This window comes from Betaproteobacteria bacterium (genome assembly GCA_016713305.1).
Taxonomy (GTDB): Bacteria; Pseudomonadota; Gammaproteobacteria; order Burkholderiales.
In genome coordinates this window covers 12,015-25,406 of sequence record JADJPK010000005.1, presented here as the reverse complement: position 1 = coordinate 25,406, position 13,392 = coordinate 12,015, and the positions used below count along the sequence as shown (strand labels likewise).

Annotated in this window: 15 protein-coding genes; all 15 read right to left on the bottom strand. The window is 60.9% G+C overall.

Annotated features, from left to right (window positions below; all coding sequences use genetic code 11):
- Window positions 1-1,252 precede the first annotated feature (1,252 nt).
- The gene (locus tag IPK20_05105; protein ID MBK8016144.1) at window positions 1,253-1,555 is read right to left on the bottom strand and encodes a cupin domain-containing protein; all 303 of its coding nucleotides are present in this window, start codon (window positions 1,553-1,555) and stop codon (window positions 1,253-1,255) included.
- Window positions 1,556-1,875: 320 nt separating this feature from the next.
- Window positions 1,876-2,421, bottom strand: a complete 546-nt coding sequence (locus tag IPK20_05100) for an AhpC/TSA family protein (GenBank protein ID MBK8016143.1) — start codon at window positions 2,419-2,421, stop codon at window positions 1,876-1,878.
- 216 nt (window positions 2,422-2,637) lie between these two features.
- Window positions 2,638-3,432 (bottom strand): phosphodiesterase, encoded by a 795-nt coding sequence (locus tag IPK20_05095; GenBank protein MBK8016142.1) that lies wholly within the window; start codon window positions 3,430-3,432, stop codon window positions 2,638-2,640.
- A gap of 224 nt (window positions 3,433-3,656) precedes the next feature.
- On the bottom strand, window positions 3,657-3,995 hold the full coding sequence (locus tag IPK20_05090; GenBank protein MBK8016141.1) for a hypothetical protein: 339 nt from the start codon (window positions 3,993-3,995) through the stop codon (window positions 3,657-3,659).
- 123 nt (window positions 3,996-4,118) lie between these two features.
- Window positions 4,119-4,568 carry an SRPBCC domain-containing protein gene (locus IPK20_05085; GenBank protein ID MBK8016140.1) on the bottom strand — a complete coding sequence of 150 codons (450 nt, stop codon included), beginning with the start codon at window positions 4,566-4,568 and terminating at the stop codon, window positions 4,119-4,121.
- A 162-nt stretch (window positions 4,569-4,730) separates the two neighbouring features.
- Window positions 4,731-5,231 (bottom strand): hypothetical protein, encoded by a 501-nt coding sequence (locus IPK20_05080; GenBank protein ID MBK8016139.1) that lies wholly within the window; start codon window positions 5,229-5,231, stop codon window positions 4,731-4,733.
- A 93-nt stretch (window positions 5,232-5,324) separates the two neighbouring features.
- Window positions 5,325-5,630: a putative addiction module antidote protein gene (locus IPK20_05075; protein MBK8016138.1), complete on the bottom strand. Its 306-nt coding sequence runs from the start codon at window positions 5,628-5,630 to the stop codon at window positions 5,325-5,327.
- A gap of 9 nt (window positions 5,631-5,639) precedes the next feature.
- Window positions 5,640-5,930 carry a type II toxin-antitoxin system RelE/ParE family toxin gene (locus IPK20_05070; protein MBK8016137.1) on the bottom strand — a complete coding sequence of 97 codons (291 nt, stop codon included), beginning with the start codon at window positions 5,928-5,930 and terminating at the stop codon, window positions 5,640-5,642.
- 129 nt (window positions 5,931-6,059) lie between these two features.
- Complete coding sequence (locus tag IPK20_05065) at window positions 6,060-6,581, bottom strand: cysteine hydrolase (protein ID MBK8016136.1); 522 nt, start codon at window positions 6,579-6,581, stop codon at window positions 6,060-6,062.
- Window positions 6,582-6,747: 166 nt separating this feature from the next.
- A complete protein-coding gene (locus tag IPK20_05060; protein MBK8016135.1) occupies window positions 6,748-8,280 on the bottom strand; it encodes an IS1182 family transposase in 1,533 nt (510 codons plus the stop codon).
- A gap of 127 nt (window positions 8,281-8,407) precedes the next feature.
- The gene (locus IPK20_05055; protein ID MBK8016134.1) at window positions 8,408-8,755 is read right to left on the bottom strand and encodes a DNA-binding protein; all 348 of its coding nucleotides are present in this window, start codon (window positions 8,753-8,755) and stop codon (window positions 8,408-8,410) included.
- Window positions 8,736-9,032 carry a hypothetical protein gene (locus tag IPK20_05050; GenBank protein MBK8016133.1) on the bottom strand — a complete coding sequence of 99 codons (297 nt, stop codon included), beginning with the start codon at window positions 9,030-9,032 and terminating at the stop codon, window positions 8,736-8,738. Before IPK20_05050 ends, IPK20_05055 begins: the two co-directional genes overlap by 20 nt.
- Before the next feature lie 838 nt (window positions 9,033-9,870).
- The gene (locus IPK20_05045; protein ID MBK8016132.1) at window positions 9,871-10,173 is read right to left on the bottom strand and encodes a hypothetical protein; all 303 of its coding nucleotides are present in this window, start codon (window positions 10,171-10,173) and stop codon (window positions 9,871-9,873) included.
- 374 nt (window positions 10,174-10,547) lie between these two features.
- Complete coding sequence (locus tag IPK20_05040; GenBank protein MBK8016131.1) at window positions 10,548-11,174, bottom strand: LysE family translocator; 627 nt, start codon at window positions 11,172-11,174, stop codon at window positions 10,548-10,550.
- Between the two features lie 164 nt (window positions 11,175-11,338).
- On the bottom strand, window positions 11,339-12,871 hold the full coding sequence (locus tag IPK20_05035) for an IS1182 family transposase (protein MBK8016130.1): 1,533 nt from the start codon (window positions 12,869-12,871) through the stop codon (window positions 11,339-11,341).
- Window positions 12,872-13,392 lie beyond the last annotated feature (521 nt).

Below are 13,392 nucleotides of genomic sequence, written 5' to 3'. Positions count from 1 at the left end.
CTGCGAGGTCGATTCTGGGCTCATTTCCGACGCTCCGCGAAAGAGGGACTTCTTCTACAGCATCAACGTTCGAGGTGCGGCAGGGCCGACGGTGAGGTTCCCTGGCGCCGGAAGGATGATACGCATAACCTGGAGGCGGCCAGGGTGCCTTGCCGTTGGGCCTCGCCTCGACCGAAGTGTTAGGCCTCCGCGCAGAGCTTGTGCTTTGCAGCCCTAAGGCTCTCGAGCCGTTGCCGAACGCGAGGTACCGGATCTTGTGCTTCGTAGGCTCCAATCGTGCGCATGAACTCATCTGCAGTCGGCGGACTAAGCAGCGCCGGAGACATGGCCCGAAGCAGGGGAGTCTTTGGGTCAGCTATCGCGCGCAAGGCATCAATCGCAATCAGACTAAGTGGTCGGCCTCGGCCGAGCCAGGCCCGAGCGTCAGGCCAACTCATGCAGGAGGCTGCCGCCAAGTTGCCCCAGTCGTAGGTTGTTGGCTCGGCCGCGTGTCGTTCGATCCATTGCAGTGCTCGTGGCGACCGAAAGTAGCTGAGCGCGACCATAGCGTACCGGCGTTCACGTCCGTCAAGTGATTCGACCAATGCGGACGCAATGGGGAACCCCTGGTCGATCGGCATGCAGGCGGCAGTAGCCCGAAGCAGCGAACCGATGTCAACGCGGTCCCTGTGTCTCTGCCACACCTCAGCGACAAAGTCGCAAGCGGAAGTCTTGAGAGCAATAGCTAGAACGTCAAGGCAGGCGGACCGAACACCGGAGTTGGGTGCATTGGAGAATCGTCCGACCACTACCCGCCGAACGTCCGTTGCCGGAAGCCTGCACCACGCGGCTGCAAGCTCGTCCTCAATGCGCCAGCGCGTGGTTGTGAAATCAAGTAGACGATCACAGTCGTTCGAGACCTGGGGCAGAGTTGGACACGGATGGAGTTCGGCGGCCTCGACGTCAGCGTCAGGCTGAGATGCGGTGCCGTCATCGTCATAGAAGTCGTCATGCAGAAGGTACTGCGACCATCCAAACGAGCCCGCCAGGTTAAACCACTCGCCCGGTCTCAACGATCTTGAGAGCAGCCTCGCGTGACATCTGCGGCAGACACGGTACGGCGCATCTGCGTTGTCGCATGGCTCGACGACTTCAACGTGTTCTCTTCTGCAAGACTGGCAGAGTTCGGTCATTCGGAGGCCTAACGTGCTGCCAAGCCGTGAAGGATCGCCTCGAGCGAAGGGTTAGCCCGCATTCGTTGTGCACCGTCGTGTTACGGAAGGACAACCCCGACTGCCAACGCGGCGGCTCGCACTTGCGAAGGCCAGTTGATCATGCCTGGATCTTGGCCGCTCGCCATACCAAGCAGGTACGCGGGTTCGTGGCTCGCGTTTCGGAAGCCTCTGGACACACCTGGCGGGACGGCGATGGTGTCCCACTGACCCAGGGTGATGCTTCGTTCCCCGTAAGGGCCCCAGAAGACCTGCCACTGCCCGGTGAGGACGAGGAACACTTCCTGCGTGAGGTGGTTGTGCAGCGGGGCCGATTTGCCCGGCTCGCAACACACGATGCTCATGTGAAAACCTTCGGCTGCGAGCGGGGCTCCTGGTTGCTGGCCGAGCACTCGTAAGGTCGTACGTTCGCAGCCCGGAATGGCCGAGTCGACGTAGTCTGCTGTTGGTTGCAGATCACGAAATCGTGCCACTCTGGCCTCCATCTCTGCAATCGATGGATTGGCGTCAGTGATGGGGGCAGTGGCTGTCACAGGGCCTCCGGTTGTGCGGGCCAACGTTTGAGGTGAGGGGAACACAACGGCGCCACTGTCGTACCCGAAGCGCGCAAATGTGAATCGCCGTTGTGTGTCCCATCGACTGAAGGGTTAGGCATCAGCGTTGTTCACACTTCGCCCGTGAATTCGCCGCGTGCCGGGTAATCTTTGGCGAGCGCGAAATCGATTGCGCCTATGAGATCTTGGAACTGCGGACGGGCGAACGGCATGGTTTGAACAGCGCCGTAGTACAAGGTGCCATCCGGCCTCACAATGAAGACGCCGGGCTCGCTGAATAGCGCGGGCTCCTCTATTCCGATCGAGGTCTTGCCGCGAGACGTGCTGATGTACAGGCCCCATTGCCGCGCAGAGCGAAGGCTCAGGCCGTAGCCGAACTTGGTGCCAGCGGCCTTGACCTTTTCGGCCATTTCTCTGCCGCGAGATTCGTCGTCGCTGCTAACTGCCAGGACTTGTACCCCTCTCGAGGTGAACTCGGCACACAACCTTTCGAGTTCCATCAGGTACTTTGTACAAATTGGGCAGTGCAGACCACGGTAGAAGACGAGGAGATCAAACTTCTCCCCTGGACTGGCACCTAGGACAAATCGTCCACCACCGACGAGTGGCACGTTGAGGGCTGGTACCGGATAGCGCGGAAGCAGGGCATTGGGCATCGCGGAAGCATCCTTGGGGTTGGTGATCGTTTCGTACGGCGCGTGTTGTGAAACCCAACGCAGAGTTAGCCGGGCGCTGACGGACGGACGCCTTACCCGCTGGGCGCAGGATAGACAGCGAGTGCCTCGCGGGCAAGGTGGCCAGCCGTCGGCGCTCCGGTTGAACGATCTGTTAGGCGGCTCTGCGGTCCATGGTCCATGCCCGGCGCAATGCCGTCAGAAGAACGCATACGGACCAGGATATTTGCCGATGTAACTCGTATGACTGACTAAGCCATGCGCTGGATCCCAAAGATGCAGGAGGCAGGCGGGAGGGCCCACATACGACTTGGGACTGGCGTTGGGATGAAGCTGCAATGCGATCTGTGTCGCGGTGCTTGGGCAGGCCGCAACCACTGTGCCCGCCCAGCGCCGAAACATGGGGCGATGGACATGGCCGCAGAGAACGGCTTCGACATTGTTGAAAGCGCTTACGACGGCGGCCAAGGGCTCGTGGTCGAAGTAGCGGTAGTCGTCCACGTAAGGGATGCCACTGACAAACGGCGGGTGGTGCAGCAGCACCAGTGTGGGCTTGTGCCTGTTTGCAGCGAGCGTATTGCGCAACCAGCCTAGACCTCGTGCGTCGATTTCGCCGTGATGCTTGCCAGGTGGACAGGAGTCCAGCGCCACCACGCGGACTTCGTAATCATCGGAGCAGTAGTGGAGCGGTCCCAATGCGGGGAGGTACTTGTGCTCGGGGAACGCATCAAGAAGTGCTTGCCGCCCGTCGTGGTTCCCAGGAAGGATCAAAAGTGGTGCCTTCAGCGGCTGAAGAAGTTCTCTGAGCATCTCGTACTCATCCGGATGTCCTTCATCAACCAGGTCACCTGTGATCAAGACCAAGTCGGGTGACCGATCCAACCCTTGCAAGTGCTCGATGGCGTCCGAGAACATCCGATTGGAGTCGACGAGATCCTTGTACAGGCGTCCACGAGGGCGAACGTGAATGTCTGAGAGGTGAGCGATTAGCACGATGAGTGAGAGAGGTGCGTGTTTGCGACGCCTACGATTTAGCCAAGTGGCGCGCGACGGAACGCCACGTCGAGAGACAACGCCGTTCCGCGCGTCCGCTCGAGCGCCGGGTTGGGCATGGATAAGCTTGGCGGCAAGGCAATGGGAGGCAAGGCGGCGCGTTCTGCGAGAAAACTGCGAGAGAGGCGCGGCAGGAATACCAGATCGGCGCTTGGAAGCGAACATTAGCCTCCGCGCGCAACACGGAAGTAAAGGACAAGTGAGCCCAATAGCGCGCTTGTAAAGAATAGACCAACGTAAAAGATCAGACGGTCCTTTCCGCTGGTTCGCGAGCGCTCCATGGCCAAGAGCACGGTTCCGCCTGAGATGGAGAGAAGGGCGAGCACATGGGCTGCTGCGAAAGCGACGATGATCAGTATTCCGATGCCGTAGCTCTCCGAGTGAGCCGAAGGAAATAGATGTCGCGTCACGCGCAAGCCTGCGATCTCCGCAAGCGCATAGGTCCAAGGAATGGCCAAGATGATCAGACCAATGACAACTAGTCTTCGCGCGAAGACGATCATTCGGCCCAACGTTTGAGCTGAAAGGCCGCCGCCGGCCTGGCGCTTGGCCCGCCAGGCAGATGATTGACAGCACCGCTTGGCGGGCCAAGCGCCATTCCGGTGAAGGTCCGCTCGCGCGAAGGGTTACGTGGCACTCTCGCCCTGAACAACCTCGGCGGCCAGCCGTGCAAGGTTCTGTTCGTTGGCCGTGGCGACGAACTCCGCCAGACGGTTGTAGTGTTCCGTGGTGTCGAACGTTTGGCGCCAAGCTACGTTGGTTCCCTGAGCGTGCGGCCGAAGTTCGATAGTGAGCACGAAGTGATGGCCGTTGAGATGCTCGATCTCAAACAGGTGGTCGGGAACGATGCGCGTGAAACGGCTTTCGTTCGGGTATTCCTTGCCGTCGGGCCCGTGCATCGTTAGAAGCCAGCTGCCGCCTGGTACGAACTCGTACTTATGAATCGTGTTCGTAAAGCCGGCTGGGCCCCACCACCTGGCGACGCGTGCTGGATCGCGCATTGCGGCGAACACTTGAGCGGGCTTTGCTGCAATGAACTTGTTCCTGGTGTCCGATCGGCTCTCGATGGGTTCCATGGCTTCTCCGAGCCCGGCACAACGGTGGCCGGTGCCGCCTAATGTTGAGCTGACCCGCGAGCGCCGGCGTGGCACTTGGCTGGCTAAACGGATGATGAACCACTCCGGGAAGCGGGCCAAGTGCCACGCCGGTGGGAGTCGCCTCGACCGAGGGGTTAGGCGTTACTCGTTGCCCTGCCTCGGTGGTCGTTGATCAGACCGATGTGCTTGATAGTGGAGCATCTCAGCCTTGACCTTCGCCATGCCCTCTTCGTTCTGCATTGACCAGTAGCCGTGATACAGCCCGGCGTAGGCTTCCATCACGGCTGCCATATGTTTCGCTGACTCGCGCATGGCTCCGATGTGCGCCTCCTGCGCCTGCTTCCAGACCCTCGCAAATGCCCTCTTCCTGGACTTGAGAAGTCCCCCAAAGAGGGTTTCGATGCGAGGGAGATCGCCGGCTCGCTTCAAAGCGTCGCTGAGAATCGATGCGTCACCGAAGCCACCCTCCAGTTCGTAGTGGTCGAGCATGTACTGAATGAGTTCGTCGAACCTCGCCGCCTGTATCCAGGTGAGGAAGAGGCCCTCGCGAAGCTCGGCTTCCTCATCGGAGTTTGGCGGCCGTCCGAGCTTCGCCTCAAGTTCATCGAACGCGTCGTCAAGTGTGGATTCGAAACTCGTCATGGGGTGCGAGGATGGCGGTGTACAGGTGACGCCTCGCGTTGGAGTTGAGCGTCGGAGGGCGCCATGCCGTTGGCCGTCCGCTCGAGCGAAGGGTTAGACCGCTCTCTTTACGGCGGCTGTAGTGGCGTGGAGTTGAAGGCCCAGAACAGAGACAACCTTCATGATGGTGGCGAACTCTGGATTGCCGTTCGGCGACAGCGCCTTGTATAGGCTTTCTCGGCCGAGCCCAGCCTCACGAGCGACCTGAGTCATGCCCTTGGCGCGCGCGATGTCACCCAGCGCCGCTGCAACCAGCGCAGGATCGCCTTCCTCCAGCGCTGCTTCGAGGTAGGCGGCCATGTCTTCCTCAGTCTTGAGGTGGTCCGCCGGATCCCAGGGGGTAGTGACAGTCTTTCCCATGATGCGCTCCTATAGTTCGCGCGCCAGCGCCTTCGCCTGCTCTATGTCCCGGGTCTGCGACGATTTGTCGCCGCCTGCGAGCAACACCACCAACTCGCTGCCTCGTTGGACGAAGTACACGCGATAACCCGGACCGTAATCGACGCGTAGCTCCGAGACACCTTCGCCGACGGGCTTGACGTCGCCCGGGTTTCCCAGAGAAAGGCGGCGGATGCGAATGTCGATGCGGGTCTTTGCCTGCCGGTCGCGGAGTCCGGCAAACCACTCCGAGTAGACGGCTGTTTGTCGAACTTCGGCCACGGCGGGACTGTATCACATAGGATACGTCGCGTCGTGCGCGGGTGTTGGGGTGCGGTCTAACGTTGGAGTTCAGCGGACCGCGAAAGTCGGAGCGAAGCGAAGCCTTTCGCAGTCCGCTGGAACGACTTGTTAGCCACCCGCCACCTCGATATGACCAACCAACTTTACGGACGGATGTTTTGACAACAGGAAGTTGTGGTGCTCCCGAATTTGCGCGGCCGTAAGGTGTGGCTTGTCATGCGTCGTATGTGCGTCAGAGACCAAAATAACGTGGTAGCCGGAATTTGCAGCCTTATAAGTTGTTCGGTCGATGCAAAAATCAGACGAGTACCCACAAATTACGAGATTTTCCACCCCAGCATTTTTGAGCGTTTCATCGAGATCGGTGTTCAGAAATGCATCAGGCGTCCTTTTCCGAATCCGCGTGTCATTGCTATTTGGTTTTAATCCATCAAATAGTTTCCAGGCTTCAGTTCCGAACTCAACGACTCCAGGCGCTTCGTGTTGGATATAGATAACCATATCCCCATTTAGTCTGGCGCGCTCGGTGATCTTCCGAATTCTCTCGACAACGATATCTGACTCAAATGGTTTCCGGTCATCACCAAAAATTCCATTTTGGACATCAATTACAAGTATTGCTGATTTCATGTTGCACCTTTAGAGCTTGGCTAACGAGGCTGTAGAAAAAGTCGCCGATGCAGCCGGACGTTATCGATCATACGTCGACCGCATTTCCGGCGACTTCGGCGCCGGTAGCGGTCGATTTCGGCGACCGTCCGCGTGCATGTCGCGATAGCCGCCTCCATACCGCCCCTCATCTCGCCTGCCTCGCCTTCATCAGCTTCTCGATGTTGTGCACCAGGCAGTACAACCGCCACTGCCCCTCCACCTTCTTCCTGCTTCGCAGCGTGAACCGGTCGGGCCCCTTGTTGTGCCGCAGGTTGGCGAATACCGGCTCCACCGTCGCGAAGCGCCGTGTGATCATTCGTCTGCCTCGCTCCGTGTCGATCTTCCGGCGCATCCGGTCAATGGGACGCTCGGGTGCGAGGGTGCGCTGGCCGATGAACACCGCGATCGATCTCGGGGAATGCTGAGTCGGCTCTCGCAGGCAGCGCTGTCTCATCGGGCAGTTCCCACAGCTGTCCTGCGCAGCCTTGAACTTGATCGCCCGCCGGCCGCCGATGTTGCAGTTGCCGCCGCTGCGGTAGAGCTTCTTTCCGGCAGGACACACAGCGTGGGAGTAGTCCTTGGCCACCGTGAAGGCGCTCACGGGAAATCGGCCCTTCTTGGGCGCCTTCGGACTCTTGTCCCAGAGCGCATCGTCCTTGGCCTTGTGCCTCCCCTGCCCGGCGTAGCGCTCGTCGCGCTCCCGGTAGCCACGGTCGGCGATGTAGGCCTCCACCTTCTCGGCCTCCAGGTGCGCGAGGTTGGCTTCGCTGTGGTAGCCCGCATCGGCCACGATCACGCTCTCGGGCATCAGAACAGGCTTCAGGTCTTCCACCATTCCCGGCAGCAGTGCCTGCTCCGAGCCTGTCCCGTGTGCCTGGGCGGCGACGATGATCTGGTGCTTCTCGTCCACCGCCGCCACGCCGCAGTAGCCCTGCACGACGCCCTTGTCCGTGGACATCTTCGCCGACTCGTTGTCGGTGCGGTTGCTCAGCACCGGCTTGCCGCTCGCGCCGAGGCGGTCCCTGGGATGCTTCTCCAGCCATGTCCGGATCTGCTTCGCATGCGTGCGAAGCCGCTCGATCTTCTGCCTCTCACGCGTCCGCTGTTCCTGCTCCGGTGGGATCTTCGCAGCGTCCTGCCTCCGATGCTCCGCGAGCATCTTCTCCACGGACTGTTCGACCTTCTGCGCTTCCCGTTCGAAGTCCTCGCGCAGCCCGCTGCGGGACCTGGCTGCATTGCTCGGGAGTTTGACCCCGTCGATGGCGAACATCTGGTGGCCGATCAAGCCCTCGCGGTTGCAGATCACCAGCACCTGGGTGAACAGCGACTGGATCGCCTCAGTGTGACGGCTGACGAAGCCGGCGAGGGTGGAGAAGTCCGGCTGGCTGTCTGCGCTCAGGGCGATGAACTGCACGTGCTGGCGGCAGGCCGCGGCGATGGCGCGGGAGCTGATCAGGCCGCGGCTGTAGCCGAACAGGATGACTTTGAGGAGAACCGAGGGGTGATAGGCGGGCGCGCCGGTGGCGTCGTTGCGGTAGGTCTCGATGAACGGCGTGAGGTCGAGTTCCTGGTCCACCAGCACACTGACGGCGTGCTCGAAGGTGCCGGGGAGGATCTGCGCATCGAGGTCGACGGCGATGAACTTGAGGTTCCTGTCGACGGATCGGAAGTTCGGCATCGGCGACTTCTCCGCAGCAACGCTGTTGCGACGATGATGCCGAGGCCCAGATCGGCGATCAAGGGGAGAAAAGGGGGGTTTTCTACAGCCTCATCGTTTGAGCTGAGGGTCGCGCTCCCCGCTTGCACTACGCGGCTTGAAGCAAGAACTCGACTTTGACGGCCTCGTAGGGGAAGACGACTCCTCCACCTTCCGCACGGTCGAGAACCCCAGCGCTAAGCAAAGCGGTGATATCGCTGTGCACGGCCTTGACATCTCGGTTGACCCGGCGCGCAGCCTCGCGGATAGACACCGGGCCTGCCCCACACAAGACCTTCAGCAGTTCCCACCGCTTGGCGGTAAGGACCTTCCACAGAAGCTCGGGCGAAGCAAAGCTAATGCGAGCGGCCTTCTCAGCCTTGCCAGACCGCCAGGCGCTGGCGAAGGCGGCCATGGACTCTTTGGGTTCACGGACCTCAAGGGTGACTGTTTTCACGATTCCACCTCGCAATGTCTCGCTCGAATGCGGCAAGGAGCGCTTCGGGCGTGGTGAAGGAGTACTTGGAATCGGCGTCGCCGAAGTGACGACGGTCGCCCTTGCCAACCTCGTTGTCGTAGCGCACCACACAGACGCCATTGACGACGTATGCCGAGCGGTACTTGAACCCGTGCGCCGACCCTGACACGGGAGCGGGCACCTTCCACAGAACCAACTCGGCGAAGGCGTTCTCGGCGTAGACGATTCGGTTTCGGGCGACGAGACTCGCTTTCATGTTGGACACCGTGACAACAACTGCGCATGTTGTCAACTAGGACAACACAACCGATCCCCTTGCGATGCCTAACGTTTGAGCTAACCGGCCAGGAGCGGTGGGCTGGCTTGGCCGCGAGGGGCAGCATAGACAGAGAGCGCCTCGCGGGCAAGGCAGCCCGCCGCGGAGGGTCCGGTGTTGAGCGAAGGGTTAGGCGGCACTGGGTACTACTCTCGATCACTTGGCAAGAACATCCGGAGCACTGGAGGCAAGCAAACCCAGAGTAGCCCGACGCCCAAGCCAGAGAAGAAGATGAAGTTGGCAGCAAACCAGCCAGGGCTCTCCGAGAGACGCGTTGGAGCCGTTGACCCCCGACCTCCCGCGAACTCCCCCGTGCAGACGGCTCCGATTGCATACCAGATGGATAGGATCCCGAAGACGACCCCCACCAGCATTCCAGCGTGAAACCGCGATCGATTGAACGGCGTATCGCGGTGTATAGACCTCAGCCTACTCTTTGGTGACCCAATTGACAGAAGCGCGAGTCCTAAGAGCCCGAACGCACCAGCGCCGATCGACATTATTAGGAGCCCAATCAGCCGCGCAAATGCACCCTTGGGACTCTGGAAGTACATCGCTCCGCCGATCACCGCTGACACCACGGCCGCGATCAAGCACAGGAAGCCGAGCAATCTAGTGATTTTCATAGCAGAGGAAGCTTCGCGGGCGTTGTGCCGCCTAACGTCAACGTTCACCGTCCGGCAAGCAGCAAGCGAAGCGCCGCTGCTTGCCGGTCCGGCGCAACGCAATGTTCGGCGTCGTTCCGATCATAGGCTGGCGAATCCAAAGGAGCGAGGCTTTACTCCTCGATCCAGTACTCACCATTCGACTGCTGCGTAAGAGACTTTGCCACCACATCGCGCTCCCCACTGATAAGGACCTGACCGCGAATACCCTTGAAGCGGCCGGTCCCCCCAAGATAATTCTCCACGGCAGAGAACTTGACAACCGAGTTGCCACTAGCACCCGTCGTCATCATTGAAGTGCCTGTGCCACGGCTGAATACTTTATTGCCATCTTCAAGCGTGTACACGGTATAGGTGGTGAAAGGACCACTGAGGCCGACGTAGTCGCTTATCCCGCGGGTTAACGCCTGAAGCACCTGAACTCCGGCGAGCGCGAAGTCCTTCTTTGGGTACTCGTACCTGATCTCGTAAACGCGGATTTGATGCCCGGCGGCGTCATCAACGTCTATAGCGTGCTGTTGAACATACTGAGCGCTGCTCGACGGGGGGCCTAGTGATCTGATATTTCTGCTGCGACCAGGCTTGCGCGCTCATCAAACCTACAAGAACTCCGAAGGTGATTGCTATACACCCGGTGCTTCGCCGTGCGTTCATCACTTCCTCCCGTTATTGAACAGTGGCTAGACGACTACACCTCTCCTACACTCGTGCGACGACGCCGAACCTTCAAGGTAACCGGCGCTCTGCCGGCTTTTCGGCGGAGCGTCCGTGTTGACCGCAGGGTTAGCCGTCACGCGCGACGCTCCAACGCCAGCCTGACGCCGAGGCCAATGAGTACGGCCCCGCTCGTGCGATAGATCCACGCGAGGAAGCCGGGGCGAGAGCGCAGCCAACCGGACAACAGGCCGGCACTGAAACCAACTGGCCCCTTAACCAAGAAAGTGAGAGCAGCAAACGCGAGGCCGAGGACGAACACACACAGCGTAGGGTGGACAGCACCAGGCGACACAAACTGCGGCAAGAACGCGAAGTAAAAGACCGCGACCTTTGGATTGGAGACATTCGATAGCGCACCATTCAGGAACAACCGCGGCAGCGAGCGCGGAGCACCAGACGAAACGGCCAGTACCTGCTCTTTGGAGCGAAGCAACTGGATGCCCAAGTAAACGAGATATGCCGCGCCAACAAGCTTTAGGACCAGAAATAGCCACTCGGAAGTGCGCAAGACTGCACCTAGCCCCAGCGTGGCGAGGACGGTGTGGCCCACGAGGCCGACCCTCACACCGGCAGCGGTAGCAACGCCAGCGGCAGCGCCTTGTGCAATTGAGCGTGACATGACGAGAACCATATCTTGCCCAGGTGTCACGATCAGCACGAGCGAAGCGACAGTAAATAGCAACCAAGAAATTTCAAGCATTGGCGATTCCTTGTGACGGCTAACGAGGCTGTAGAAAAGGCCGTCTGCGCGGCCAGATGGTATCGATCATACGTGGACACCGTTTTCCATGATGCTTGCGACTGTCGCACGCGGCAATCGCGACTATTGCAAACACGTCTCGATTCTCGTCCTCGCAATGTCCCTCATCTCGCTTGCCTCGCCCTCATCAGCTTCTCGATGTTGTGAACCAGGCAGTACAACCGCCACTGCCCCTCCACCTTCTTCCTGCTTCGCAGCGTGAATCGGTCAAGCCCCTTGTTGTGCCGCAGATTCGCGAACACGGGCTCCACCGTCGCGAAGCGGCGGGTGATCATCCGGCGGCCTTGCTCGGTGTCGATCTTCCGGCGCATGCGCTCGATGGGTCGCTCCGGCGCGGACTCATGCTTGCCGAGGAATAGCGCTACCTGACGGACCGGTGTCTTGTCCGGTTTGCGCAGACACTGTGCTCTGAGCTTGCAGTTGCTGCACGCCGTCTGTGTCCCCTTGAATCCGATCGATCGCAGCCCACTGCGGTTGCAGTTGTTCCCGCTCCGGTAGAGGCGCTTCCCAGCGGGACAGATGCAGTAACTCAGGTCATCGGCAAACCTGAAGGCAGAGGGCGGGAACTGCTTCGGCTTCCGGTCCTTCGGACTCTTGTCCCAGAGCGCGTCGTCCTTGGCCTTGTGCTTGTCCTGTCCGGCGTAGCGCTCGTCGCGCTCCCGGTAGCCACGGTCGGCAATGTAGGCCTCGACCTTCTCGGCCTCGAGATGCGCGAGGTTCGCTTCGCTGTGGTAGCCCGCGTCCGCGACGATCACGCTCTCCTCGGTCAGCACGGGCTTGAGGTCCTCCACGATCCCCGGCAGCAGCGCCTGTTCCGAGCCCGTCCCGTGTGCTTGGGCGGCGACGATGATCTGGTGCTTCTCGTCCACCGCCGCCACGCCGCAGTAGCCCTGCACGACGCCCTTGTCCGTGGACATCTTCGCCGACTCGTTGTCGGTGCGGTTGCTCAGCACCGGCTTGCCGCTCGCACCGAGGCGGTCCCTGGGATTCTTCTCCAGCCATGTCCGGATCTGCTTCGCATGCGTTCGAAGCCGCTCGATCTTGTCGACCTCCCGCTTCCTCTGCTCCTGCTCCGGCTCCACCTTCGCGGCGTCCTGTCGGTGGTGCTCGGCCAACATCTTCTCCACCGCGTGTTCCACCTTCTGCGCCTCGCGGGCGAAGTCCTCGCGCAGCCCGCTGCGGGACTTGGCCGCATTGCTCGGGAGCTTCACCCCGTCGATGGCGAACATCTCGTGGCCGATCAAGCCCTCGCGGTTGCAGATCACCAGCACCTGGGTGAAGAGCGACTGGATCGCCTCAGCGCGGCGGCTCACGAAGCCGGCGAGGGTGGAGAAGTCCGGCTGGCTGTCCGCGCTCAGCGCGATGAACAGCACGTGCTGCCGGCAGGCTGCGGCGATAGCGCGGGGGCTGATCAGTCCGCGGCTGTAGCCGAACAGGATGACCTCGAGAAGAACCGAGGGGTGGTGCGCGGGCATGCCGGTGGCGTCGTTACGGTAGGTCTCGATGAACGGCGTGAGGTCGAGTTCCTGGTCCACCAGAACACTGACGGCGTGCTCGAAGGTGCCGGGCAGGATCTGCGCGTCGAAGTCGACGGCGATGAACTTGAGGTTCCTGTCGACGGATCGGAAGTTCGGCATCGGCGACTTCTCCGCAGCAACGCTGTTGCGACGATGATGCCGAGGCCCAGATCGGCGATCAAGGGGAGAACGGGGGTTTTTCTACAGCCTCAACGTTTGAGTTCACCCGCCCGCGGAAGCGGGCGAAGCCCGCTGTAGCAGGTCGGGTGCAACGAAGGGTTAGACCGCACCATGCGACTCAACCCACGCAAGCAGAGGTGCTTCAAGGGACTGCACTCCGCTGAAGCTGCGCCAGAGACCCGCAGGCTCAAGAACGGCACGCTCTGCGCCACCGACGTGGAACTGACCCCGATCGCGAACCACTGAGAGTGACAGCGACTTGCGGGCGAAGTGAACCTCGAAGTTGCCGAACGAAGCTGCCTCCGCGAAGCGCACTGGCAGCAGACCGCGTGCCGCCAGCGCCGGAACCAGCGGGCCAAGTGTCTGGGAGATGGCGGGAGGCAGAGCGATGCTGGACACAGTGCGGTCTAACGACCTAGCTCAGGGGAGCGACGCCCTCGGGCGGAGCGTCCCTTGGAGCG

Bases quoted from the DNA above. Each gene is read 5' to 3' on its own strand.
- IPK20_05100 (MBK8016143.1), bottom strand. From the start codon at position 2,421: ATGCCCAATGCCCTGCTTCCGCGCTATCCGGTACCAGCCCTCAACGTG.
- IPK20_05060 (MBK8016135.1), bottom strand. From the start codon at position 8,280: ATGCCGAACTTCCGATCCGTCGACAGGAACCTCAAGTTCATCGCCGTC.
- IPK20_05035 (MBK8016130.1), bottom strand. From the start codon at position 12,871: ATGCCGAACTTCCGATCCGTCGACAGGAACCTCAAGTTCATCGCCGTC.
- IPK20_05040 (MBK8016131.1), bottom strand. From the start codon at position 11,174: ATGCTTGAAATTTCTTGGTTGCTATTTACTGTCGCTTCGCTCGTGCTG.
- IPK20_05105 (MBK8016144.1), bottom strand. From the start codon at position 1,555: ATGAGCATCGTGTGTTGCGAGCCGGGCAAATCGGCCCCGCTGCACAAC.
- IPK20_05050 (MBK8016133.1), bottom strand. From the start codon at position 9,032: ATGAAAGCGAGTCTCGTCGCCCGAAACCGAATCGTCTACGCCGAGAAC.
- IPK20_05065 (MBK8016136.1), bottom strand. From the start codon at position 6,581: ATGAAATCAGCAATACTTGTAATTGATGTCCAAAATGGAATTTTTGGT.
- IPK20_05075 (MBK8016138.1), bottom strand. From the start codon at position 5,630: ATGGGAAAGACTGTCACTACCCCCTGGGATCCGGCGGACCACCTCAAG.
- IPK20_05090 (MBK8016141.1), bottom strand. From the start codon at position 3,995: ATGATCGTCTTCGCGCGAAGACTAGTTGTCATTGGTCTGATCATCTTG.
- IPK20_05080 (MBK8016139.1), bottom strand. From the start codon at position 5,231: ATGACGAGTTTCGAATCCACACTTGACGACGCGTTCGATGAACTTGAG.
- IPK20_05085 (MBK8016140.1), bottom strand. From the start codon at position 4,568: ATGGAACCCATCGAGAGCCGATCGGACACCAGGAACAAGTTCATTGCA.